Origin of the sequence: Arthrobacter sp. AL05 (genome assembly GCF_029960715.1) — a bacterium.
Taxonomy (GTDB): Bacteria; Actinomycetota; Actinomycetes; order Actinomycetales; family Micrococcaceae; genus Arthrobacter.
Map to the genome: position 1 here is coordinate 20,922 of NZ_JASBRC010000004.1, position 22,856 is coordinate 43,777.

Annotated in this window: 22 protein-coding genes; 7 read left to right on the top strand and 15 right to left on the bottom strand. The window is 66.1% G+C overall.

Translation table 11 applies throughout. The annotated features are described in order from the left end of the window. Window positions 1–19: 19 nt before the first annotated feature. A complete protein-coding gene (gene mtrA, locus QK287_RS06450) occupies window positions 20–694 on the bottom strand; it encodes an MtrAB system response regulator MtrA (protein WP_226775763.1) in 675 nt (224 codons plus the stop codon). Between the two features lie 178 nt (window positions 695–872). On the opposite strand from mtrA, the gene QK287_RS06455 reads away from it, so the two are divergent. Then, the gene (locus QK287_RS06455) at window positions 873–1,586 is read left to right on the top strand and encodes a DUF4166 domain-containing protein (protein WP_282359610.1); all 714 of its coding nucleotides are present in this window, start codon (window positions 873–875) and stop codon (window positions 1,584–1,586) included. A 14-nt stretch (window positions 1,587–1,600) separates the two neighbouring features. On the opposite strand, the gene QK287_RS06460 is transcribed toward QK287_RS06455, so the two are convergent. From QK287_RS06460 to mnmA, 7 genes are all read right to left on the bottom strand, one after another. Continuing rightward, on the bottom strand, window positions 1,601–2,644 hold the full coding sequence (locus tag QK287_RS06460) for a hypothetical protein (RefSeq protein WP_226775761.1): 1,044 nt from the start codon (window positions 2,642–2,644) through the stop codon (window positions 1,601–1,603). 2 nt (window positions 2,645–2,646) lie between these two features. Beyond that, window positions 2,647–3,105, bottom strand: a complete 459-nt coding sequence (locus tag QK287_RS06465; protein WP_282359611.1) for a chorismate mutase — start codon at window positions 3,103–3,105, stop codon at window positions 2,647–2,649. Between the two features lie 199 nt (window positions 3,106–3,304). Next, window positions 3,305–5,002: an ABC transporter ATP-binding protein gene (locus tag QK287_RS06470; protein WP_282359612.1), complete on the bottom strand. Its 1,698-nt coding sequence runs from the start codon at window positions 5,000–5,002 to the stop codon at window positions 3,305–3,307. After that, window positions 4,999–6,024 carry an ABC transporter permease gene (locus QK287_RS06475; RefSeq protein ID WP_282359613.1) on the bottom strand — a complete coding sequence of 342 codons (1,026 nt, stop codon included), beginning with the start codon at window positions 6,022–6,024 and terminating at the stop codon, window positions 4,999–5,001. Before QK287_RS06475 ends, QK287_RS06470 begins: the two co-directional genes overlap by 4 nt. A 1-nt stretch (window position 6,025) precedes the next feature. After that, window positions 6,026–7,117 (bottom strand): ABC transporter permease, encoded by a 1,092-nt coding sequence (locus QK287_RS06480; protein WP_282359614.1) that lies wholly within the window; start codon window positions 7,115–7,117, stop codon window positions 6,026–6,028. A 129-nt stretch (window positions 7,118–7,246) separates the two neighbouring features. Further along, window positions 7,247–8,884: an ABC transporter substrate-binding protein gene (locus QK287_RS06485; protein ID WP_226775756.1), complete on the bottom strand. Its 1,638-nt coding sequence runs from the start codon at window positions 8,882–8,884 to the stop codon at window positions 7,247–7,249. Between the two features lie 357 nt (window positions 8,885–9,241). Further along, on the bottom strand, window positions 9,242–10,387 hold the full coding sequence (gene mnmA / locus QK287_RS06490; protein ID WP_282359615.1) for a tRNA 2-thiouridine(34) synthase MnmA: 1,146 nt from the start codon (window positions 10,385–10,387) through the stop codon (window positions 9,242–9,244). Window positions 10,388–10,555: 168 nt separating this feature from the next. Here mnmA and QK287_RS06495 point away from each other — a divergent pair, with 168 nt between their 5' ends. Next, window positions 10,556–11,800 (top strand): FAD-dependent oxidoreductase, encoded by a 1,245-nt coding sequence (locus QK287_RS06495; RefSeq protein WP_282359616.1) that lies wholly within the window; start codon window positions 10,556–10,558, stop codon window positions 11,798–11,800. Here QK287_RS06495 and QK287_RS06500 read toward each other — a convergent pair. Further along, the gene (locus QK287_RS06500; protein WP_282359617.1) at window positions 11,779–13,032 is read right to left on the bottom strand and encodes a cysteine desulfurase family protein; all 1,254 of its coding nucleotides are present in this window, start codon (window positions 13,030–13,032) and stop codon (window positions 11,779–11,781) included. The genes QK287_RS06495 and QK287_RS06500 overlap by 22 nt on opposite strands. 50 nt (window positions 13,033–13,082) lie before the next feature. On the opposite strand from QK287_RS06500, the gene QK287_RS06505 reads away from it, so the two are divergent. After that, on the top strand, window positions 13,083–13,958 hold the full coding sequence (locus QK287_RS06505) for a DMT family transporter (protein WP_282359618.1): 876 nt from the start codon (window positions 13,083–13,085) through the stop codon (window positions 13,956–13,958). A gap of 94 nt (window positions 13,959–14,052) precedes the next feature. On the opposite strand, the gene QK287_RS06510 is transcribed toward QK287_RS06505, so the two are convergent. The 3 genes from QK287_RS06510 to QK287_RS06520 all read right to left on the bottom strand — a co-directional run bounded on the left by QK287_RS06510 (window position 14,053) and on the right by QK287_RS06520 (window position 16,796). After that, window positions 14,053–14,766, bottom strand: a complete 714-nt coding sequence (locus tag QK287_RS06510) for a helix-turn-helix domain-containing protein (RefSeq protein ID WP_282359619.1) — start codon at window positions 14,764–14,766, stop codon at window positions 14,053–14,055. Window positions 14,767–14,967: 201 nt separating this feature from the next. Next, window positions 14,968–15,702 (bottom strand): hypothetical protein, encoded by a 735-nt coding sequence (locus QK287_RS06515; protein WP_282359620.1) that lies wholly within the window; start codon window positions 15,700–15,702, stop codon window positions 14,968–14,970. Between the two features lie 191 nt (window positions 15,703–15,893). Beyond that, window positions 15,894–16,796: a YegS/Rv2252/BmrU family lipid kinase gene (locus QK287_RS06520; protein WP_282359621.1), complete on the bottom strand. Its 903-nt coding sequence runs from the start codon at window positions 16,794–16,796 to the stop codon at window positions 15,894–15,896. Between the two features lie 125 nt (window positions 16,797–16,921). On the opposite strand from QK287_RS06520, the gene QK287_RS06525 reads away from it, so the two are divergent. The 4 genes from QK287_RS06525 to QK287_RS06540 all read left to right on the top strand — a co-directional run bounded on the left by QK287_RS06525 (window position 16,922) and on the right by QK287_RS06540 (window position 20,091). Then, window positions 16,922–17,872 (top strand): DnaJ domain-containing protein, encoded by a 951-nt coding sequence (locus QK287_RS06525; RefSeq protein WP_282359622.1) that lies wholly within the window; start codon window positions 16,922–16,924, stop codon window positions 17,870–17,872. Window positions 17,873–17,893: 21 nt separating this feature from the next. Continuing rightward, window positions 17,894–18,361 (top strand): tRNA (cytidine(34)-2'-O)-methyltransferase, encoded by a 468-nt coding sequence (locus QK287_RS06530; protein ID WP_226773712.1) that lies wholly within the window; start codon window positions 17,894–17,896, stop codon window positions 18,359–18,361. A 232-nt stretch (window positions 18,362–18,593) separates the two neighbouring features. Next, on the top strand, window positions 18,594–19,199 hold the full coding sequence (gene sigK, locus QK287_RS06535) for an ECF RNA polymerase sigma factor SigK (RefSeq protein ID WP_282359623.1): 606 nt from the start codon (window positions 18,594–18,596) through the stop codon (window positions 19,197–19,199). A 1-nt stretch (window position 19,200) separates the two neighbouring features. After that, window positions 19,201–20,091, top strand: a complete 891-nt coding sequence (locus tag QK287_RS06540) for an anti-sigma factor (protein WP_282359624.1) — start codon at window positions 19,201–19,203, stop codon at window positions 20,089–20,091. Between the two features lie 95 nt (window positions 20,092–20,186). Here the strand turns inward: QK287_RS06540 and QK287_RS06545 are convergent, their stop codons facing one another. Genes QK287_RS06545 through QK287_RS06555 form a run of 3 tightly spaced genes read right to left on the bottom strand, consistent with a single transcriptional unit; the run spans window position 20,187 to window position 22,751 of the window. Further along, on the bottom strand, window positions 20,187–20,966 hold the full coding sequence (locus tag QK287_RS06545; RefSeq protein WP_282359625.1) for a PIG-L deacetylase family protein: 780 nt from the start codon (window positions 20,964–20,966) through the stop codon (window positions 20,187–20,189). Between the two features lie 4 nt (window positions 20,967–20,970). Next, window positions 20,971–21,924, bottom strand: coding sequence for an electron transfer flavoprotein subunit alpha/FixB family protein (locus QK287_RS06550; protein ID WP_282359626.1), 954 nt, complete (start codon window positions 21,922–21,924; stop codon window positions 20,971–20,973). A gap of 14 nt (window positions 21,925–21,938) precedes the next feature. Further along, window positions 21,939–22,751 carry an electron transfer flavoprotein subunit beta/FixA family protein gene (locus QK287_RS06555; RefSeq protein WP_226773707.1) on the bottom strand — a complete coding sequence of 271 codons (813 nt, stop codon included), beginning with the start codon at window positions 22,749–22,751 and terminating at the stop codon, window positions 21,939–21,941. Between the last annotated feature and the right edge of the window lie 105 nt (window positions 22,752–22,856).

The following is a 22,856-nucleotide window of genomic DNA, read 5'->3' on the forward strand; positions in this document are numbered from 1 at the left end:
GGCGAGGCCCTCCGGTGGCTCAGGAACCTGCTTTGTAGCCGACACCACGGACCGTCAATACAACTTCGGGGGCTTCCGGGTCACGTTCAATTTTTGACCTGAGCCGCTGGACGTGGACGTTGACCAGACGCGTGTCCGCAGCATGCCGGTAGCCCCAGACCTGTTCCAGGAGCAGTTCCCGGGTGAAAACCTGCCAGGGTTTGCGCGCCAGCGCGACCAGCAGGTCAAATTCCAGCGGTGTCAGCGAGATGCGCTCGGCCCCGCGGCTCACGAGGTGGCCTGCGACGTCGATAGTGACGTCGGCGATGTGCAGCGTCTCCGGCGCCTTCTGGTCGCCGGGCCGGAGCCGTGCCCGGACCCGGGCGACCAGCTCGGCCGGCTTGAAGGGCTTCGGGACATAGTCGTCGGCACCGGACTCAAGACCGCGGACCACATCGGACGTGTCCGCCTTGGCAGTAAGCATCACGATTGGAACATCGGATTCGGCACGGATCTGCCGGCAGACTTCAATGCCGTCGATGCCCGGAAGCATAAGGTCCAGCAGCACAAGGTCGGGCTTGGACGAGCGGAAGACTTCGAGCGCCTGCCCGCCGTCGGCGCAGAAGACGGGTTCGAACCCGTCATTGCGCAGAACAATACCGATCATCTCGGCCAGCGCCTCGTCATCGTCCACTATCAGAATGCGTGCCTTCATATGTATATATTCCCTTATTGCAATGGCTTTGTCGTATTCAGCGGTGCCCGGGCATGGCGGCGGCCTGCCCGGGCACCGCACGGAGGGCCATAAGCGGGGCCCGCTGTGACAAATGCGCCGCCGTCCCGCATGCTGTGGACAGGAAGACGTCAACAAGCCAAGCATCCCAGGAGGACTTGTGAGCACCCCGATCTACCAACTGGCCCTCGGCGCCGACTTCGGCCGGCTGCAGCCGGAGCTGCAGGAGTATTTTTCCCTCACTCCCGGCTCAGGCCATTTCGGCGTCGGCGAGGGTGTGTTTGAGGTGGTCGGCTGCCGGCAAAGCTGGCTGCGCCCCCTGCTGCGTCCCGCCGGCGGCGAGGAGGCCTTTTTCCCGGAGTACGGGGAAGGCATCCCGTTCCGGATCGAAAACCACGCCCATCTGGACCCTTTCGGCCGGTCCAGCCTGACGGCCCGGCGCGAGATCTTCTTCCCGGGCACCACCAGGCTCTTCCACGACACCACAAGCTTCGATGACTCCGGCAGCCGGTCCGGCCTGCTGGATTACGTCGGACGGTACCGGCGGCTGGTCACGGACCTCAACCTCAGTGTCACCGCCGGTGGCAGGCTGCGCGGCGTATCGGAGGCGTCGCGGCTCTTTCTGGGGCCGCTGCGGATTCCCCTGCCGGCCGCGCTGGACGCCAAGGCCTACGCCGAACAGTGGTGGGCGCCTGAGGAAGGCACCGCCGGAAGGCACCGGATCCAGGTCAAGGTGATCCAGCCGCAGCTCGGGCTGATCCTGGTCTATGCCGGGCACTTCGACTATCGGCTGGACCCTTACCCCGGCGGAGTGTCAGTGCCGGGGTATTTGCCGGACCGCGCCCGGCCTGACCGGTGGGAAAGCCGCAGCTGAGGATCGGGCCCGCGCTAGCCGAGCGCCAGCTGGTTGAGGCCGTCGGACACCTGCACCAGCCGGGTCAGGACCGCCGTCGCCGATGCCGGCGAATGCCTGGCCAGCCCGTCTGAGGGCGTGACCCGTACACCACCGAGAGTCGCGGCGGCCAGGCCCAGCTGGCGCCACGGCCGCCAGAGCGTTTCCACGACGTCGGCGACCCGGGGCAGCGCGGCGGCGGGATTGGAGACATCCAGCGCTCCCGCCCACAGCCGTTTGCCGCCTTCCACTGCGCCGGCGAGCTGTTCCCACTGGCGCGATGTCAGCGCCCGGAGGGGCACCGCGATCCCGTCGGCTCCGGCAGCCAGGATCCGGTCGAAGGGCGCCTCGACTTCCGGGACACAGACAACGACCTCGACGGCGCCGGCCTCCCGCAGCGCGTTGATGAGCAACTCCCAGGAATCGGTGGCCTCCTGGCCGGCTACCGAGCGCAGCGTCCGGTAGCCGCTGGAGGTGGGAATGGTGCCGGCCAGGACGGACGCTATCTCCGGTTCGTCGATCTCCACCACGATCCGGGCTCCGGGAGCCGCGGCGGCTATCCGGCTGAGGTAGCTGCCGGCACCCGCTGCCAGGGACGCGGCAAGGTCCCGCCTGGCGCCGTAGTCAATCAGGGCACGCTCCCCGTTGTGCAGGTGCAGTCCGGCGGCGAGGCTGAGCGGTCCCCGCAGCTGAACCTTGAGATCTGTGGCCGGGCTGTCCTCGGCGCCGATGACGTCGGCAAGAATGTTAATGTCGGTTGAGAGCGCCGAGCGCGCCCGTTTGAAGTCCTTGCCGGGCCGGTCCACGATCCGCCAGCCGTAGGGCTGGACGTCTACGGAAAGGTCCACCAGCAGGGAAGCCGTCCGCCCGAGCGCGTCCGAACCGACACCCCGGTCCGGAAGCTCGGCCAGGAACGGCAGGTGCGGGCCGCCGAGCTCACCGCGGATGATGCGTGCGGACTCGACCGGGTCCTCGCCGGGCCAGGCGCCCAGAGCGGTGGCGGTGACCTGTTGCGGCCCCGCGGCCAGTGGAGCGGCCACGCTTAGGCGGTCTCGGAGGCGCCGGCAGTGCCTACGGATCGGCCCATGAGCGGGGCTTGGGTGCCGGCGGCGAGGCTGTCAGCGGCCAGGGAAGCCAGGTGGTCCTCGGCAATGGCCTCGTGGTGCCGGATGACTTCGCCGATGATGAAGTTGAGGAATTTTTCGGCAAACGCCGGGTCCAGGTGGGCCTCCGCGGCGAGGCGGCGCAGTCGCGAGATCTGAGCGGTCTCCCGGCCAGGATCCCCGGCGGGAAGCTTGTGGGTGGCCTTCAGGAATCCGACCTTCTGGGTGGCTTTGAAGCGCTCAGCGAGAAGGTAAACGAGCGTGGCATCGATATTATCGATGCTGGAACGGATCGACAACAGCTCAGCCATCACCGCCGGATCCACCTGACCGGCCAGCGAGCTGGCTCCCGGGTCATAGGATTCGGCGTCGGGAGGTGTCTGGTTCTGCTCGGTCATTGACCCATTCTAGGGCCACCGCCCGAATCACTTCGGCTGTTAAGCTCGGACGGTTCCTACGGCGCCGCGGGCCGTAACCTGCGTTTTCCGCCACCGCACTGTTTTCCACCACAGCACTGTTTTCCACCACCACACCAGGGACATGCCCGCCGTTCATTCAGAACGGCGGGCATGTCCCCTGGTGTGCCGAGGAATCGGCTTAGCCGTGCAGCACGGCGCGGAATTCCTCCCGGCGCCTGGCCTGCTCGTCCGGATCCGGAACCGGCAGCGAAGCAATGAGCTTTTTGGTGTACTCGTGCTGCGGATGCCCCATCACCTGGTTACCGAGCCCCTGTTCCACCATCTTGCCCTTGTACAGAACACCAACCCAGTGGGAGAGGATATCTACCACCGCGAGGTCGTGGCTGATGAACAGGGCGGCAAAGCCGAATTCGGCCTGGATGTCCTTGAACAGCTCCAGCACCACGGCCTGGACTGACACGTCCAGCGCCGACGTCGGCTCGTCGGCGATGAGCAGCTTCGGGTTCAGGATCAGTGCCCGCGCGAGTGACGCGCGCTGACGCTGCCCGCCGGAGAGCTCATGCGGAAACCTGTCGGCATAGGCGGCCGGCAACTGCACGGCTTCGAGCAGCTCCCGGGTCCGTTGCCTGGCCTGCGCCGGGCCGGGATTGGAGTGGATGATCAGGGGTTCGGCGATGCAGTCACCGATCGTCAACTGCGGATTGAAAGACGCCGCAGGGTCCTGGAAAACGAACCCGATCTCCTTGCGCAGCGGCTTGAAGGTGCGCTCCTTCAGGTTGAGCATTTCGTAACCCAGCACCTTCAGGCTGCCGCCGGTGGTCCGGTTCAGGCCGGCGATCGCACGCCCGATCGTCGTTTTCCCGGAGCCTGACTCCCCCACGAGGCCAAAGACCTCACCCTCGGAGAGTGTGAAATTCACCCCGTCCACGGCCTTAAAAGCGGGGCTGCCCAGCCGTCCGGGATACTCGATGGTCAGGTTCCTGGCCTCGACGAGCACTTTGCCGCCCTGGTGTGCCCGCTGGGTCATGCCTTCGGAAGCAGAGTTCCGGCCCAGGTGCGGGACGGCGGCCAGGAGCTTCTTTGTGTAGTCCTGCTTCGGTTCGGCGAACAGCACGCGTGCGGCCGCCTCTTCGACGACATCACCCTGGTACATCACAACGACGCGGTCGGCGAGGTCGGCCACCACCCCCATGTTGTGGGTGATCAGCACGATCGAGGTTCCGTACTGGTCCCGGAGGTCCCGCAAGAGCTCGAGGATCTCCGCCTGTACCGTAACGTCCAGCGCGGTGGTCGGCTCGTCCGCCACGATGAGGCCCGGGTTCAGGGCCAGCGCCGCGGCGATGACCACACGCTGCTTCTGCCCGCCGGAGAACTGGTGCGGATAGAAGTTGACCCGCGTTTCGGGGTCCGGAATGCCCACCTTGCGGAGCGCCTCAACGGCGCGGTTTTTGGCTTCCTTGGCGTTGACCCGCCCGGTTCCCCCGTGGCGGGCGTGGGCGCGAATGCCTTCGGCAATCTGCCAGCCGACAGTGAAGACGGGGTTCAGCGCCGTGGACGGTTCCTGGAAGACCATGGCGACGTCGCGGCCACGGATCTCCCGCAACTTCGCGGGACTGACGCTGATCACGTTGTTGCCGTTGATCAGCACCGCTCCGGAGCTGATAGCGGTCTCCGGCAGCAGGCCCAGGATGGTCTTGGCCGTCACGGTTTTGCCGGAGCCGGATTCGCCCACGATCGCCACGACTTCGCCGGGGTTGACCTGGAGACTGACGTCCTTGACGGCGTAAACGTCGCCGGCATCTGTGGCGAAGGTGACCTTGAGGTGCTCGATGTCGAGGACCGGGCCCGTGCCCTTTTTGTCGATGTTGGTAGTCATGAACTTCTCACTTCTGCGTCGAGTGCAGCCGGGGCACCGGTGCTGGAATCCGGCCCGCCCTTGCCGGCGGCAGCCTTCCTGCGGCCCCGCAGGCGGGGGTCGTTAAGGTCATTGATGCTCTCGCCGACAAGAGTCAGTCCAAGGACGGTGAGGACGATAGCGAGCCCGGGGAAGACACCTGTCCACCAGATACCTGACGTGGTGTCCGCCAGCGCCTTGTTCAGGTCGAAGCCCCACTCGGCGGCCGACGTCGGCTCAATGCCAAAGCCCAAAAAACCCAGGCCTGCAAGGGTCAGGATGGCTTCGGAGGCGTTGAGGGTAAAGATCAGGGGCAGCGTGCGGGTGGCGTTCTTGAACACGTGGAGGCGCATAATGCGGATGTTTGAGGCACCCACCACCTTGGCCGACTCCACAAAGGGTTCCGCCTTGAGCCGGATGGTTTCGGCCCGGATCACACGGAAGTACTGCGGAATAAAAACGACCGTGATGGAAATCGCCGCAGCGAGGATACCGCCCCAGAGGCTGGACCTGCCGCCGCTGATGGCGATCGCCATCACGATGGCCACCAGCAGCGGCGGGAAGGCGTAAACCGCATCGGCGATCACCACGAGCGTCCGGTCCAGCCAGCCGCCGATGTAGCCGCTGACCAGGCCCAGGATCACACCGATGAAAATCGACATGATCACCGCCACAATGATGACCAGAACGGCCGTTTGGGCTCCCCAGACCACCCGGGAGAAAACATCGTAACCGCCGACGGTTGTTCCCATCAGGTGCTTCCCGCCCGGCGCTTGCTGGGCCGGGAAGCCGCCGTCGGCGTCGGAAATCTGGGAGAAACCAAAGGGCGCGACCAGCGGCGCAAAAATCGCGGTCAGCAGGAAGACTGCTGTGAGTACAAGCCCTGCCACCAGCATTCCGCGCTGCAGGCCAACGCTTTTGTTGAAGTGGGATATGACCGGCAGTCGCCGGACCCAGGGTCCCCGGGGATCTTTGGCAGGTTCAGTAACGGCAGTGGTGCTCATATCAGTACCTCACGCGGGGGTCGATCAGCGCGGCGACAATGTCCACGAAGAAGTTGGTCACAGCCACGATCACTGCGAGGAGGACCACGATGCCTTGGACTGCTACGAAGTCGCGGGCCGTCAGGTAGGTCGCGAGCTGGAAGCCCAGGCCCTTCCATTCGAACGTGGTCTCGGTCAGCACCGCGCCGCCCAGCAGCACGGCGATCTGCAGTCCCATCACGGTGATAATGGGGATCAGTGCAGGTTTGTAGGCGTGTTTGGTGACCAGCCGGAATTCGCTCACCCCGCGGGAACGGCCGGCCTCGACGTAGTCCTTGCCGAGGGTGCCGATGACATTGGTCCTGACCAGCCGCAGGAAGATGCCGGCGGTCAGCAGGCCCAAGGCTAGTGCAGGCAGGACGGCGTGGGCCATAACGTCGGCCAATGCTGCGGTATTGCCGCTGCGGATGGCGTCCAGCCAATAGATGCCCGTCGGCGCCTCGAGCGCGGTCAGGGCGAGCTCGGTGCCGGGCTTTGCGCGCCCGGCTACCGGGAGCCAGCCCAGCCAGACGGCGAATGTCAGTTTGAAGAGAAGCCCGGAGAAGAAGACCGGCGTGGCATAACAAAGGATCGCAAAGACCCGCAGCGCCGCGTCGGGGCCTTTGTCGCGGCGGTGCGCCGCGACCATGCCCAGCGGGATACCGACGGCCAGGGCCACCAGAAGGGCGTTAATTGTCAGTTCCAGGGTGGCCGCGCCATAGGTGGCAAGCATCTCCGAGACCGGGCGGTTATCCGAGAGGGTGGTGCCGAAGTTGCCGGTGATGAGCTGCGCCAGGTACTCGAAGTACTGCACAAAGATGGGCCGGTCGTACCCGGCCGCTGTGATCCGTTCCTGCAGCTGTTCCGGCGGGAGCCGGCCGCCCAGGGCAGCGGTAATAGGGTCGCCGGTGGTGCGCATCAGGAAGAACACCATGGTGACAAGGATGAGGATCGTCGGGAAGATCAGGAAGAACCTGATCAGGATGTATCGGCCCAGTCCCCCACCGGTCGATTTCTTCTTTGTCGGCAGGAGGCCTTCGCCGTCGGTCGGCGGCGCCTCGATAAGTGTTGTCATTGGTACCTCAGTGTGTGTTCCGGGAGCCACGCGGGCTCCGGAATCTGTTGTCCTTGTAACAGCACCAAAGGCGGGACGCCGTGTGGGCGCCCCGCCTCGTTGGCTGGTCAGAACCGGATGGGATGGGACTTACTTGGAAATGACACCAAGACGGGTCTTGAAGGAAGCATCCAGGGTCTTCTCAACACCCTTAACGTCCTTGCCGGCGACCATCAGCTGGGCACCCTGCAGCAACGGCAGCGTGGACAGGTCCTTTGCGACGGCCGTCTGGGCCTCGCCAAGCACCTTTTCGCGCTCGGTCTTGTCGACGGTGGTCAGCTGCTTGCTGATCAGGTCCGTGACAGTCGGGTTTTCGTAGTGGTTCTTCAGGAAGTTGCCGGGGACGAAGAACGGAGTGAGGTAATTGTCCGCGTCGGAGTAATCCGGGAACCAGCCGAGCTGGTAAACCGGGTAGGCATCGGAGGTACGGTCCTTCGAGTAGGTGACCCACTCGGTGGACTGCAGGTCAACCTTGAACAGGCCCGACTTCTCCAGCTGCTCCTTGATCATGGCGTACTCATCGCCCGAGGACTTGCCATAGTGGTCCGGGTTGTACTGGAGCTTGATGGTAACCGGTGCCGTGACGCCCGCATCGGCGAAGGCTTTTTTGGCCTTGTCGAGGCTGGGCTTGCCGCTGCCGTCGCCGTACATTTCCTTGAGCGGCTGGATGGCTCCGACGAAACCGTCAGGAACGACGGAGTATGCCGGCAGATACGTGCCCTTGTAGACCTGGCTGGCGATCGCGTCGCGGTCGACGACGTTAGCCATCGCCTGCCGCACGGCAAGCGCCTTCGCGGGATCGGCGTCGGCGGCCTTGGCACCAAACGGCATGGTGTCGAAGTTGAACACGATGTAGCGCAACTCGCCGCCCGGGCCCTTGTAGACCTTGACCTTGGAATCCTTCTCAAGGTCCGCGGCATCGGTGGCTGTCAGGCTGCGGCCGGCTACGTCGATGTTGCCCTGCTGGACATCCAGCTTGAGGTTGTTGGAATCAGCGTAGTACTTGATGGTCGCGCCGCCGTTGGCGGGCTTTCCGAGCAGGCCCTGGTAGTCCGGGTTGACCTTCAGGCCCACGAGCTCGTTCTTCTTGTAGCTCTCGATTGTGTAGGGACCGGCGAACGGGCGGCCCTTGACGATTTCGTCGTCGGTCAGCAGCTTGTCAGCCGGGAAGACCTCTTCGTCGATGATCGGACCCGCGTTGGCTGCCAGGACGCCCGGGAAGACCTGGTCGTTGCCGGCCTTGAGCGTGAAGACCACCGTGGAGTCGTCCTTGACTGCGACCGAATCGAGGTTCCCGAGAAGTGACGCGGGACCGTTGTCGTCGGCGATCTTGACGACGCGGTCGATCGAGAACTTCACGTCGGAGGACGTCAGTGCGTGCCCGTTGGCGAACTTGAGGCCGGGCTTGAGCTTGACGGTGTACTCCGTGGGGCTCGTGAAGGAAGCCGACTCGGCAATGTCGGGAGTGGAGTCTGCAGTGCCCGGTTTCGAGTTGAGCAGGAACGGGTAGATCTGGTTCATCACCATAAAGGAGCCGGCGTCGTAGGACCCGGCCGGGTCGAGAGTGACTACCTTATCGGTGGTGCCGTACGTAATAGTGCCTGTGCCGGCCGCGCTGCCGGTCGAGGTCCCGCCGCCGCCGGAGGGGCCGGTGCAGGCAGTCAGTGCGAAGGCGGATACCCCGGCGAGCGCGATGGCGCTTTGCAGGGCCTTTTTGTTCATTGCCATCTGTGAACTTTCTGTTCGATGAGTACTAGTGTGCCGGCCAGGGTTAATGGTGGCCCCGGGGTCAGCACCCTGTCCTGATGCCTTGATTCAACCAGAAGATCAACAGGTGAATCGTTGCATTCTGTGAGATGAGACACAAAATTTACACGAATGCAAAGAACTCGACGTTATCTGCAGGAATCCCGGCTGAAAACCGGCAGCGTCCGATAGCGCCCGAGGTGCCGCAGTGGCGCAAACCGCCACAGCGGTCAGCTCGCAAAAAGGCCGCACACCCAAGGTGTGCGGCCTTCCGGCGGCAACAGGGTCCAGCCTGCCGCCAGCCCGTTTGGAGAGCAGCCCGTTTGGAGAGCAGCCCGCTTAGAGAGCAGCCCGCTGCAGCGATCGGGCTGCATCGATAGTGGCCTGCCCCAGTACCCGGCTGCCCTGATAGAGCACCACGGTCTGGCCCGGAGCCACACCCCGCAGGGGTTCCGTTAAGGTCACAACGAGGTTACCCGTAGCGCCCGTGCGGCCGTCGCCGGCGTCGGGGTGCTCCACCCGCGCCGTCGCGGGTACGGGGTCGCCGTGCGCGCGGACCTGGGCGTGGCAGTCGAATTCTTCACCGGTGTGGACCTCGGCGATTGGCAGCCCTGCCCAGGAGACCTTAATGCCTCGGATCTCGTCGATGGCCAGCAGCGCCTCTGGGCCCACCACCACCCTGTTTTCCTTCGGCCGGATTTCAAGTACAAAGCGTGGCTTGCCATCAGCGGCGGGCGTACCCAGCTTCAGGCCACGACGCTGGCCGACGGTGAAGGCGTTGGCACCCGGGTGCTCGCCGACCTTCGCGCCGGACTCGTCCACGATGTCGCCGGTGGTCATCTCGATCTTTTCGGCCAGCCAGCCGGCAGTGTCGCCGTCGGGGATGAAGCAGATGTCGTGGCTATCGGGCTTGTTGGCGACGGAGAGTCCGCGGCGCTCGGCCTCGGCGCGGACTTCGGCCTTGGACGGAGTATCAGCGAGCGGGAACATGGAGTGTTTGAGCTGCTCATGCGTGAGGACGCCGAGGACGTAACTCTGGTCCTTGGCCCAGTCCGCGGCCCGGTGCAGCTCGGGGTTGCCTTCGGCGTCGTTGATCACCTTGGCGTAGTGGCCGGTGCAGACTGCGTCGAAACCCAGGGCGATCGCCTTCTCCAGCAGCGCGGCGAACTTGATCCGTTCGTTGCAGCGCATGCAGGGGTTGGGAGTGCGGCCCGCGGCGTATTCGTCGATGAAGTCTTGGACCACGTCTTCCTTGAAGCGCTCCGAGAAATCCCAAACGTAGTAAGGGATACCGAGCACGTCGCAGGCACGCCAGGCATCCCGGGAGTCCTCGATGGTGCAGCAGCCGCGGCTGCCGGTGCGCAAGGTCCCCGGCATTCGGGACAAAGCCAGGTGGACGCCGACGACGTCGTGGCCCGCCTCGACGGCGCGGGCTGCGGCAACGGCGGAATCGACGCCGCCGCTCATGGCTGCTAGAACTCGCATACTGGCTTTCTTTAGGGTCCGGGGTGCGCAGGAATAACACAATGCCTGCCGCCCCATTCTATCGCCACGCCGATTCCTCCCCCAAAATCACTTGACTGCTCCCCGCACCACTTCTAAAATTTGACTTACCGGTTTTAGAAGGTTTGCACACACGGGAAGCGGGCGGACATGGCTGTTGCGGACATCGTCATCGTGGGCGGCGGCCTGGCCGGCGCCACGGCCGCCAAGACATTGCGGGCGGAAGGTTTCACCGGACGGCTCATCCTGTTCGCAGAAGAGAGCCACCACCCTTACCTGCGCCCACCGCTGTCCAAGGAATACCTACTGGGCACGGCCGGCGAGGACACCCTGCCGGTGCTGCCCGACGCCTGGTACCGGGAGAACGGCGTCGACCTGCGGCTGGGGACGCCGGCCGCACAAATCGACCCGGAAGCCCGTGCCGTAATCCTCCGGGACGGCGCCCGGCTGGAGTACGGCTCGCTGCTGCTTGCCACCGGCGCACGACCCCGAACACTGCCCCTGCCCGGCAGCGGGCTCGACGGGGTCCATACTTTCAGGACAGTAGGGGACAGCCGCCGGCTGCGCAGCCGCCTGTCCGCCGGCGGCCTCAACGTGGTGATGATCGGCTCAGGCTGGATCGGCATGGAGCTAGCCGCTGCCGCGTGCGCCTATGGAAATACCGTCACGCTGCTGGGCCTGGAGGAAGTGCCGCTGGGCGCCGCGATCGGGCCGGAACTGGGGGGCTTCTTCCGCTCGCTGCACGAAGCCAACGGCATCCGATTCAGGCTCCCCGCCTCGGCCGCAGCGGTATCCGGCCACGCGGGCCGTGTCACGGCTGTGGTGACCGACTCTGGCGAGGTCCTGCCGGCGGACGTGGTGGTTATGGCCGTGGGCGTGGCCCCCGAGGTCTCACTCGCCGAAGCGGCCGGCATCGCAGTGCGGAACGGTATCCTCACGGATGCCTCGCTGCGGACCTCGGTCGCCGGGATCTTCGCGGCCGGCGACGTCGCCAATGCCCTGCACCCCTTCACCGGGGAACATCAGCGCAGCGAGCACTGGTCCAATGCCCTCAACGGCGGCAAGGTCGCGGCCATGTCCATGCTGGGCCAGGCCGCCGTCCTGGACACAATCCCGTACTTCTACACCGACCAGTTCAACGTCAGCATGGAGTACTCCGGCTTCCCGGCGCTCAGCTCGGGGCCACCTATAATCCGTGGCTCCCTGGCGGCGGGCAAATTCCTGGCCTTCTGGCAGCACGGCGGAACGGTAGTCGCGGGAATGAGCGTGAACTGGCCGCGCTCTGACAAACCGCAGAAGATTATCAAGGCGCTCATCGCCTCAAGGTCAGCCCTGCCGCCCGGGGTCCTGGCCGATCCCGCCGTCCCGCTGGATCAGCTCCCGCCGTCGGCCTGACGGGCAGTATCTCCGGCGGCCTGGCGCGCCAGGGTGCCGGCGGTCTGGATCGTGGATTCATGTCCGGCCATTCCGGCCTGGCGGGCGCGTGAGTAGGCACCGGGCAAGGCCGCCAACAGGGCGTCGACGTCGTTTCCGGTCGAGGAGTGCCCCAGGCTGAACCGCTGGGCACCCCGGGCCGTGTCCTCGTCCAGTCCCATGGCCAGCAGTACGTGTGACGGCCGGGGCACGCCTGCCGTGCACGCCGAGCCCGTGGACGATTCAACCCCCGCCAGATCCAGCAGGAAAAGCAGCGAATCGCCTTCGCAGCCGGGGAAGGTGAAGTGCGCATTGCCCGGCAGTCTCCCGGCCCCGGCGGCACCCCGAAGCCGGGCCTCCGGCACCGCTGCCAGCACGCCGTCGATCAGCCGGTCCCGGAGCGCTGCGATGCGCCCGGCCTCCGCCGCGAGGTTGGCGGTAACTGATTCGGCTGCAGCGGCGAACGCGGCGATGGATGCCGTGTCAAGGGTCCCGGAGCGGACATCACGCTCCTGTCCCCCGCCGTGCTGCACGGGAATGAGCGTTACTGCGCGGCCCAGAAGCAGGGCACCGACGCCAACCGGGCCGCCGATCTTGTGTCCGGAGATGGACATTGCGTCCAGTCCGGTGCCGCGGAAGTCCACGGGGACGGACCCGAAAGCCTGTACGGCGTCGGAATGCACCGGCACACCGGCAGTGTGCGCCAGCCGGACAATGTCGGCGACCGGCTGGACGCTTCCCACTTCGTTGTTGGCCCACATCACGGTGACCAGGGCGATCGACGCCGGATCGCGGGACAGTTCTGCGGCCAGCACCGTAAGATCCACGACGCCGTCGGCATCGACCGGCAGCCAGCAGACCTCGGCACCCTCGTGCCGTTCAAGCCACTCGACGGTGTCCTGCACGGCATGGTGCTCGACGGCGGAGCACAGGATACGCGTACGGGCAGGGTCTGCGGCGCGCCGGGACCAGTACAGGCCCTTGACCGCGAGGTTGTCCGCTTCGGTACCGCCGGAGGTGAAGATGACTTCCGAGGGGTGTGCGCCGGCTGCGGCGGCCAGCATCTCGCGGGCGTCCTCCACGGCGCGGCGCGCGCGCCGGCCGGATCCGTGCAGCGAGGACGGGTTGCCTGTCCGGGACAGTTCGCGCGTCAGCGCGGCCAGGGCTTCCGGGGCGAGGGTGGTAGTTGCGGCATGATCCAGGTATACGGGCACAGGTCAATTCTACCCGCGGGTGCCGGTCCGGCCTGGTGTACATTCAAGCGGTGAAAGCGTCCCTGTACCTTGTCCTGGCCACCTTGTTCTGGTCCGGAAATTTCGTCGTCGGCCAGGCAGCCGTCGCCTCGATGACCCCGCTGGAGCTGACTTTCTGGCGCTGGACCCTTGCCGCGGTGCCGTTGCTGGTCCTGGCCCAGATCATCGAAAAGCCGGACTGGCCCGCCGTGTTGCGCCGCTGGCCGGCGCTCCTGCTCCTGAGTGTGCTGGGCATGAGCGGGTACACGCTGCTGCTCTACGGTGCACTCGGGTATACCTCGGCGATGAACGCTTCCCTGATCACGGCGGCCAACCCGGCCCTGATCGTGGTGCTGGCCATCGTGTTGCTGGGCGAGCGGACCACACGCCTGGGCTGGCTCGGCATCTGCCTCGGCCTGCTCGGCGTGCTGCTGGTGCTGACCAGGGGCGAGCCGGGACGGATCCTCAGCCTCTCCATCAACACCGGCGAACTACTGATGATCGGCGCGATAGTGGTCTGGGGTTTATACACGATTATCGCCCGCCGGCTCGGGGTTCCGCCGGTAGCTGCCACCGCCGTTCAGGTGGTCATCGCGGCCGTGACGCTGTCGCCGTTCGCCCTCGCCCTGGGAGTGCAGTTCCCGGACACCCCGGCCGAGGGCTGGTCGCTGGCCTACATCACGGTCTTCCCGTCCCTCGGCTCTTACCTGTTCTGGAACCTGGCATTAAAGGACACCCCGCCGGGCGCCGCCGGGAACTACCTCAACCTGATAGTGGTCTTCACTGCCATCATCACAGTGCTCCTCGGGACTCCGCTCACACTCGTGCAAGTCCTCGGTGGCCTGCTGGTGATCGCCGGTGTGCTGCTGACCGGCAACCAGGGGTCCGCGAAGCTTAAGCTGGCGTGACCCGCCGCCCGGGAGTATAAATCAGTCGACCGGGGCCGAGGAGAGCCGGCAGAGTGTCCGAAAGCAGTGTCCGCGAGGAGCCCGTGAGGGCCGTTCAGGAGCCTGCCGGGAGGGGCCCAACCCGGGCGCAGCATTGCGCCGGCAGTGCCGCGCCCCGTGCCCTGAGACCTGCAATATCCAGTGCCCCAACCTGGGTCGGGTCAATTCCGCAGCCCGCCGCGGCGCCGGCCAGGAACGCACCGTTCATGGCGCAGACCACCGCGCTGTGGCCGTCGGCGATCCGGTGGAAGGGGCAGTTCAACAGCACAAAGCCCCCCTCGCCGTCGCTCGTGGGGAGATATCCCTCGGCCGTGAGGAACTCCGCGAAGCCGGCCATGCCGGTCTCCGCCCGGGCTGATGCCTGCCCGCGCGCGTAGGCCGCCCGAACCAGCGCCTCCCGGGCGGAGCCGCCGTCGGTCGCCGATTCCTCGATGGCGGAGACCAACAGCTCCGCGGCGAGGTCGTAGTTGCGGTCCGGCACCGAAGCTGCCACTTCCTGGACTGCGGCCCGGTACAGCTTGGCCGGCCGGCCCGAACCGGGGCCTCCCCTGCCCCCGAGCTTCTGGAACTCCACCGCCAGCACGCCTTCCTGCACCAGCCGGTCCAGTTGGAAGGAGGCCGTGCTCCGCGGCAGGCCAAGGGCCGCGGCTGCCTCGTCCCGGCTGGCCGCATGCCCTGCAGAGGCCACAAAATCAAACAATCTCCGGCGTGTCTCGTCACCAAGGGAGGCCACCGCAGCAAGCCTGCGGGTCCACGGGGATCGGATCATGGATTTATGCTATCTCTAAAAACAAGATTCATTGCTTAACTGGTTTCACTTCTGCTGCCCTACTGGACCAGGTAACTGGCGCCCGTTCGGCCTGCTGATCAGCTCGCTCGCACCAGACAGGCAATCGCCGAGGAAAACCAGCAGAACCTGGCCAGACACCGGACGGACCGACGACGGCCACCCGTGAGGTGCGCGGGCGGATTAGTCAGACGGTGGAATCACACCCAGGTATTCCGCGACGTTGGCGCGTGCGGCCGTGAGGGTGCCGGCGTCCGGGCAGGAGACGGAGATATAGACGGAGTTGCCGGCCTTGCTGAACAGTCTGGCGTAGACGGCGCTTGCCCGGGCTCCGGCCTTGGCCCCGCTTTCCAGCACGAGCATCTCAACACCGGGGGCGGGCTTATCCGGGTCTGCGCCCCATCGCAGGGTGTCTGTCGTGAGATAGGACGGCAGGATACTCGGATCCAGATACCTGAAGAGCGCTTCGGTGGAGGCCTTGTCACTCCCGGCAACGGCCAGTGCGCCCTGGTTCACCCGGGTCTTGGCCGAGACCAGGCAGCCGTCCGCCTTAAGGTATTCGCTGCCGCCGGCCACCTCCTGTTTGCCGGGCTTCCAGCCGGGGGCTTCGCCAAGCGCGTCGGAGAGCCGGACCGGCACGCCGGCAGCGAGGCTCTCCCCGGCGGCGAAGGGCATGTCCTTCGCCGCAACCGCGGCGGAGTCGTGGCCGGGGGTTACGGTGGGGGCGTCAACCGTGGGGGCAAGCGGCGTCGGCTTGGCAGCGGCGGGATCGGGCACACCGACGCTGCAGCCCGCCAGGGCGGCTGTGACTGCGAGCGCCAGGAACGCGAGACTCCCCCGCCGTCCCCGGTGCGCGCGACGGAGATCGAGGTTCCCGCCCGCCGCCGGCAAGGGCCCCGTTTCGCCCTTACTGCCCATGCCTCGCCTCCGTGTCGCTGTGCCCGTTCGCTTCCTGCTGGGCCTCCGCATGATTCTAGACTCTCGCACTGGGCTCCCGGACCGGAGGCGGCGCCGGGTGCCGCCGGAACATTTGCCAAGCGCCGCTCCGTGGCGTTCCGCCGTTCCCGCGCCGCACCGCATTCACGGGCCCGCAGCTTGCCGCCTACAGCCTAGGCGAGGACCCGGATGGCTCCAGGAACCACCTCGATGGTGAGCGGCAGCGGCCCGATCCGCTCGCCGTCCGCGTAGGCCACCACGCCGTCCGCTGACAGCTCCACCGAGCGCACCCGGCGGATGTGCACGGCCGGATGCCCGAGATGGCCACCGGAGAAAACCTTCGGAAATACCCTGAGCAGGCCGGCCCTGGACAGCGGGCCGACGATAAAGAGGTCCAGCAAGCCGTCGTCGAGCACGGCGTCGGGCGTGACCTTCATGCCGCCGCCAATCGACTGGCCGTTGGCGACCGAAATCAGCATCGCCGACTGCCGCCAACGAGCGCCGTCGGCCGTCACTGTGTAGTTGATCGGGCGGAAGGAGGCCAGTTCGCGGAGCATGGCAAGGTTATAGCGGGCCTTGCCCCGCGGCCAACGCCAGGCATTGGCCCGTTCGTTGACGGCAGCGTCGAAGCCCGCGGACAACACCCCGGCAAACCAGCTGGACTTGCCGTCGGACCAAACGCGTCCGGCGTCAATCAGCCGCCCGCCGGCGGCCAGGGCCGCGAGCACCCGCTCGCAGGCGCCGGGGATGTTGTGTGCCGGCAGGCCGAGGGTCCGGGCCATGTCATTCCCGGTGCCGGTCGGGACGATCCCCAGCGGGACAGTACCAAAGGGCAGGTCCGATCCTGCGAGCGCATTGATGCCGAGGTGGACCATTCCGTCGCCGCCAACCATCACCAGGGCGTCCACCCCTGCGGCCAGTGCCCCGTCTACCATCCGTGCGAGTTCTTGGTAGCTGTCCCCGGAGAGGACCACGACGTCGGCCCCGGCCGACCGGAAGCACGCGGCCGCCTCGTTGCCGGCGTTAACCCCGCGGCCGAAGGAGGCCGCGGGGTTAACGGCGACTGCGATCATCATGCGCTGAATTATGCCAGCCGTCGGGAACCTTCCGTGCCCCTGCGCTCGTTGTTCCCCTTGCCGGTTAAACTGGCCAGGCCGGACGTCCAGGATGGGCTGGCACCATCGACCAAAAGGATCTTTGCTTGACGCAGGGCAACAGCTCGCATTACCAGGTGCTCCGGATTCCGGTCACGGCGACCGCTAAGGAAATCAAGGTGGCCTACCGCCGGGCCGCCCGCACCGCTCACCCAGACCACGGCGGCGACCCGGCAGCATTCCGGCGCGTTACCCTTGCCTTCGAGACGCTGATCGATGCGAAAAGCCGGGCCGACTATGACCGGTCGTACGGCGGCGGCGCCTTCGCGGGGCCGTCCCCTGATGAAGGAGCCCACTTTGACGCCCCGGCCGCCGGGAGCCGGACTTCGGCCAATGTTCGGCGCCCCAATACTCCCCGAAACACAGCGTCCGATGCCCCGGTCTTCGTGCCGCCGTTCGAGCAGTACGCCGGGTCCGGCGAGGTCCCGCTGATTCCGCCGAGCGTGGCCCGCCAGCAGGTCCATGGTCTGCCCCGCAAACGGGGCATCTTTGGGGCTGAGGCCAGAATTCAGCGGGAAATGCGGACGGTTCAGCTCATCAGCAGGCAGATCCTCCCCGCTATCCCGGCTGCACGGCTGATTAACGGTTTGCAGTCCCCGGCTGACAACAGCCACATCGACCACGTGGTGCTCTCCGGCTACCGCATGGCGATCATCGGCTCGATGCTGCTGCCGCCCGGGGCCTATGCCTGGAACGGCAGCGCCCTCACCCATGGCGGCCGTTCCATCGCACCACCCCAGTTGGCCCACGTGGTCCGCCGGATGCAGGACATCTTCCCGGAACTGAACGTCACCGGCTGGACCGTTATCCACAGCACTGACGGCAACCTGCACGAGCCGGTCATCGACCGGCACCGCCGCTCCGAAGCGCATGAGACGGTGCAGGTGGTCAATGCGGCCGGGCTGGCACGGGGGCTCAAGCAGTTCTTGAGTTCAGGGCCGGCTCCCAATACCGTCATCGTTCCGGTCCTTGCCCGGCTGCTGCGCGGCATGCACTAGCCGGCTCGCTAGGATGGAAGGGTGTTCCGCATCCTCTTTTATGCCCCAGAAATCCCCGGCAATACGGGCAATGCCATCCGGCTGGCCGCCATTACCGGTGCCGAGCTGCACCTGGTCGAGCCCCTCGGCTTTGATTTTTCCGACGCGAAGCTGCGCCGGGCCGGCCTCGACTACCACGACCTGGCGGTCGTGACCGTCCACCCGGACATGGAGGCCGCATGGGCGGCCCTTGCACCGAAGCGGGTCTATGCCTTCACCTCCGACGGCGAGGCTTCCTACACGGACGTCAGCTACCGGCCCGGGGATGTCCTGCTTTTCGGCCCGGAATCCGTGGGTCTGCCCGAGGACCTCAAACGCGACCACCATGTAACGTCACGTGTCCGGCTGCCGATGCTGCCGGCGCTGCGTTCGCTCAACCTCGCGAACGCAGCCTCGATCGCGGTCTATGAAGCCTGGCGCCAAAACGGGTTCGCCGGCGCCAGGCTGTAGCGACGCAACTTATTCCGACGCCCGCCCATCCGGCCGGCCAGCGGCCCCGAATCACTTCTGAAGCCCGGTTAAACCAAGAGGCGCAGGAAGCGTGGAAAGGAGCGAGGAACGGCAGGTGACAACTACTTTGCAGGTAGACAGACATCCCGCCCGGCGCGCTGTGAGAGACCACGCCCCGGAAAGATCCCGGCCTGGCCCGCGATTGGCGGCAGGCACCTTATGCTTGAAGGTGATGGAAACTCCCAACGCCCCGAACCCCGAAGCTGCTGCTCCTTCTGGCACTCCGGCCGACGTGAACCGCCGGCTCGGCGCACTCTTGGCGCAGGTTGCACACGGTGACCAGGCAGCCTTCGCCGAGTTCTACCAGCTCACGTCCCGGCGTGTCTTTGGCATGGCCCGGCGCGTACTGATCGATGTTGAACTCAGCGAGGACACCACCCAGGAAGTTTTCCTCCAGGTCTGGCAGAACGCCTCTAAGTTTAATCCTTCGGCGGGCACCCCGCTGGCCTGGCTGATGACGATTTCACACCGACGGGCCGTGGATAAGGTCCGATCGTCCCAGTCCTCAACTGACCGGGAAGCCAAATACGGCGCCAGCAGCCAGGATATCGATCATGATTCGGTCTCTGACGAGGTCGGCAGCCGGCTTGAGGCCGAGGCAGTGGTCAGATGCCTGGAGACGCTGACCGACACACAACAGGAGTCCGTACGGCTTGCCTACTATGGCGGGCTAACGTACCGGGAAGTCGCAGAGAAGCTCAATGCTGCGGTGCCTACCATCAAGTCCCGCATCCGCGACGGACTACTCCGACTGAAAACCTGTCTGGGGGTGAGTTGAGATGACCGACATAAATCCACACCACAACGGCCGCGTCACTGGCGGCTTTGCCGCCGATATCGCCACCGATCTTGCTTCGGGGCGTGCGGCTGACCTCGCCGAGGTGTACGCCTTGGACGCCATAACCGATGCCGAACGTGCCGCCATCGAGACTCACCTCGCCTCGGCTCCACAGCCCGAGCGGGCCGCCTTTGACGAACGCGTCCGGCAGGCACGGGAGACACTTGCCGTCAGCTTTGCCGCGGAGGAAGAACCTCCGGCGGGCCTGCTGGACCGCATCATGGCCAACCTGCCGGGCCAGGAAATCGGTGCGCCGCCGGATCCGCACCAGAGGCGCGGGCCGTCTGCTGTGCCTCCCGTGGTGGGCCGGCCAGTCCGCGACTCCGCGGCGCCCGCCATCGGCGACGAGCTCGGCGCCGCCCGCAAGCGCCGGGACGAGAAGCGCCGTCCGCAAGGGATGCGCAACTGGCTCGTCGGCGTCGCTGCCGCAGCCCTAATCGCCATGGGCGGAGTCGGTGTCGGGGCTTACGTCGCGAACCAGAACGATCCAATGAATCAGGTCCTTCAGGCCGGCGATGTCCGTCAGGCGACAATCGATGTCGTTGGCGGCGGCACGGCCACGGTGTCGGTCTCCAGTTCGAAGGATGCGATCGTCGTGAAGATGAACGACGTCCCGGCACCGCCGGCGGGCAAGGTCTACCAGATGTGGCTGATCCCCAAGGACGGATCGGCTCCGGTATCCCAGGGCTTGATGAATGCCGAAGCCCTGTCCAAGCCTGCAGTGGTCAAGGGCATCAGCACCGCCGCAGCTCTCGGCATCACCCTTGAACCGGCCGGTGGCTCGTCTAAACCGACCCTGCCCACCGTGGCGGCCGCCCCGCTGGGAGCATAACGCCAGGACCAGACAACACAGAGCCGCGCAGGCCTTGTCCCTTATCAACAAGGGTCAAGGTCTGCGCGGCTCTGGTTCGGGCAGCTCAGGTCGGACTAGAATCCGGCGATGGTCCCTGGCCCGTTGATTGCAACGACGTGGAACGCTTCCGCGCTGCGGCCTGCCGGGAACCCGCCGCGTTCCGCTGTCCGGAGCATCAGTCCACGGACGGTGCGGTCCATGGCCTCGATGTCGGGGTGCTGACTGACGTGGATATGGATGGCGGCGAGTTTGTCCTCCACCTGTTCCGTGACATCCACAACGTGGTTTTCACGTTCCGCAGGCCCGGCGAAAAGCCACAGCCACGGCAACTTATAGGCCGGCAGTCCGGCCTCGGCCAGCTCCGGATACGCAAACGGGTTCTCCAACGCCGGATACACCGCCCGGGTCACCGCCTCCCCCACCGCCAGGTGGTCGGGGTGGCTCTTCTGGATCCTGGTCCAGTTCCGTTCCGGATGCATCGAGAGCACAACGTCGGGCCGGATCCGGCGGATCAGCCGTACCACCTCGCGGATCACGTCGTGGGTGGGCTCGAGGTACCCGTCGCGCTCGTGCAGATAGTAAATGTCGCTCACCCCGACCAGGGCAGCGGCACGGCGTTGTTCTTCATTCCGCAGCCGGACGATCTCGTCCCTCTCTCCAGGGTCAAAGCCGCCCGCGTCGCCGTCGGTCATGATGCAGTAGCTGACGTCTATGCCGGAAGCGGTCCAGGCCGCTACGGTGCCGGCGGCACCGAAATCGATGTCGTCCGGGTGGGCGGCGAAGCACAGCACCCGTTCGATCCGTTCGTGCTCCGAATCAAACGGGCTTGGCGCCGAGGGGCTAAGGGTGTCCAACGGGTCAGCCCCGGCGCTTCTTGATTTCTTCGGTGGCCTGCGGCAGGACTGTAAAAAGGTCCCCCACGATGCCGAAGTCGGCGATCTCGAAGATGGGCGATTCAGCGTCCTTGTTCACGGCCACGATCACTGTGGCAGTCTGCATGCCGGCCTTCTGCTGGATAGCCCCGGAGATGCCTGCGGAGATGTACAGCTGGGGCGAAACGGTCTTGCCGGTCTGGCCGATCTGCGCGTCGTGGCCGATCCAGCCTGCGTCAGTTGCGGCGCGGGAAGCGCCGATGGCAGCACCGAGGGCATCGGCGAGGTCTTCGACCGGGCCAAAGTTGCCGTCAACGCCGCGGCCGCCGGCCACAACGATCCGCGCCTCGGTGAGCTCCGGACGGCCGCTGGCGGCCTTCTCGTTGCGGGCCGTAATCCTGGCCGACGCCGCGGGGGCAGTCTCCGGCACCTCGACGGTGACGGTGGCCGGCGCCGTGCCGGTGACGGCAGGCTCCGGCGTGATGCTGTTGGCTTTGACGGTCAGGACAGCGATCGGCGTCGTGGCCTTCGCTGTGGTGATGTAGGAACCGGCCAGCACGGACTTGTGCGCGGTTCCGTCAGCGTCCACGGCGACGACGTCGGTGATGACTCCGGCGCCCAGCTTGATGCCGAGCCTCGCAGCGATTTCTCTGGCTTCCGCCGAGTTCTCGGTCAAGACGACGGTGGCATCGGCGGCGTGGACCGCGGCTGCCAGGTAGGAGGCCTTGGGGCCGACGAGGTAGTCGTCGAGGTCCGCTGCGGACGGCCGGTACAGCATTTGGGCGCCATAGGCTCCCAGGGTTGCTGCGACGTCGTCGTGAAGTTCCCCGATGAGGGCGACCGCCGGCTCCCCAAGGTACCGGGCAATGGTGAGCAGCTCCAGGCTGGCCTTCTTCAGGGCCTGGCCGGGGTTGTCAATGAATACGAGTACTTTTGCCATGTCTGGGAATCCCCTTAGAGCAGCTTCTGGGCGGCCAGGAACTCGACCAGCTTGATGCCGGCATCGCCCTCGTCGGTGATGATGGTGCCGGCGGTGCGCGCCGGGCGTGCCTCGGCGGATTCGACGGCGGTCCAGGAACCTGACCGTCCGACGTGCGCCGGGTCGACGCCGATGTCGGCAAGGCTCAACGTGGTGATGGTTTTCTTCTTGGCGGCCATAATGCCCTTGAAATTCGGGTACCGGGGGTCATTGATCTGGTCCGTGACCGAGACGAGGGCGGGCAGCGTTGCCTCGACGGTGTCGGCGTGGGCATCGCCGTCGCGGCGGGCGGTGAGCGTGGCGCCGTCGAGTTCCAGCGAGGACGCGAAGGTGACCTGCGGCAGGTCCAGGCGTTCCGCGAGCTGGGCCGGGACCAGGGAGGTCTCGCCGTCGGTGGAGGCCATGCCAGTGAGGATAAGGTCCGCCGGGGTGTCCGCGCCAAGGTGGCGGATGGCGGCGGCCAGCGCAAGCGAGGTGGCCGCGGCGTCGGAACCGGCCAGAGCGTCGTCGCTGAGGTGGACGCCTTCGCTGGCACCAATCTGCAGGGACTTCTTCACCGCGTTGACGGCACCGGCAGGGCCCATACTCAGTGCGATGACCCTGTTGCCGGCCGCTTCCCCGCCGCGGGCCTCGATCAGCTGGAGTGCGGCTTCGAGGGCGTACTCATCAAGTTCGGACAGGATGCTCTCGGAGCGGTCTGTTGTGTTGCCCGCTCCGGTGAGGTGCCGGTCGAACTGTGCGTCCGGGACGTGCTTGACCAGCACGATGATCTTCAATGTCTCTTCCACTGTGTTTACAGCAGCCTTCCATGCGGGTGGACAGCCAGCCGGGTGGGGTCGTGGCCACGGAACGCCCGGGGAGCCGGGTTTCTCCTAGCTAACCATATCGGCGAG

What these genes read in the sequence shown, in the direction of transcription:
- sigK (WP_282359623.1), top strand. Translation starts at nt 18,594, where the DNA reads ATGGAAACTCCCAACGCCCCGAACCCCGAAGCTGCTGCTCCTTCTGGC.
- QK287_RS06520 (WP_282359621.1), bottom strand. Translation starts at nt 16,796, where the DNA reads ATGATGATCGCAGTCGCCGTTAACCCCGCGGCCTCCTTCGGCCGCGGG.
- mnmA (WP_282359615.1), bottom strand. Translation starts at nt 10,387, where the DNA reads ATGCGAGTTCTAGCAGCCATGAGCGGCGGCGTCGATTCCGCCGTTGCC.
- QK287_RS06470 (WP_282359612.1), bottom strand. Translation starts at nt 5,002, where the DNA reads ATGACTACCAACATCGACAAAAAGGGCACGGGCCCGGTCCTCGACATC.
- QK287_RS06515 (WP_282359620.1), bottom strand. Translation starts at nt 15,702, where the DNA reads ATGGGCAGTAAGGGCGAAACGGGGCCCTTGCCGGCGGCGGGCGGGAAC.
- QK287_RS06550 (WP_282359626.1), bottom strand. Translation starts at nt 21,924, where the DNA reads ATGGCAAAAGTACTCGTATTCATTGACAACCCCGGCCAGGCCCTGAAG.
- QK287_RS06480 (WP_282359614.1), bottom strand. Translation starts at nt 7,117, where the DNA reads ATGACAACACTTATCGAGGCGCCGCCGACCGACGGCGAAGGCCTCCTG.
- QK287_RS06465 (WP_282359611.1), bottom strand. Translation starts at nt 3,105, where the DNA reads ATGACCGAGCAGAACCAGACACCTCCCGACGCCGAATCCTATGACCCG.
- QK287_RS06485 (WP_226775756.1), bottom strand. Translation starts at nt 8,884, where the DNA reads ATGGCAATGAACAAAAAGGCCCTGCAAAGCGCCATCGCGCTCGCCGGG.
- QK287_RS06495 (WP_282359616.1), top strand. Translation starts at nt 10,556, where the DNA reads ATGGCTGTTGCGGACATCGTCATCGTGGGCGGCGGCCTGGCCGGCGCC.
- mtrA (WP_226775763.1), bottom strand. Translation starts at nt 694, where the DNA reads ATGAAGGCACGCATTCTGATAGTGGACGATGACGAGGCGCTGGCCGAG.
- QK287_RS06540 (WP_282359624.1), top strand. Translation starts at nt 19,201, where the DNA reads ATGACCGACATAAATCCACACCACAACGGCCGCGTCACTGGCGGCTTT.
- QK287_RS06475 (WP_282359613.1), bottom strand. Translation starts at nt 6,024, where the DNA reads ATGAGCACCACTGCCGTTACTGAACCTGCCAAAGATCCCCGGGGACCC.
- QK287_RS06510 (WP_282359619.1), bottom strand. Translation starts at nt 14,766, where the DNA reads ATGATCCGATCCCCGTGGACCCGCAGGCTTGCTGCGGTGGCCTCCCTT.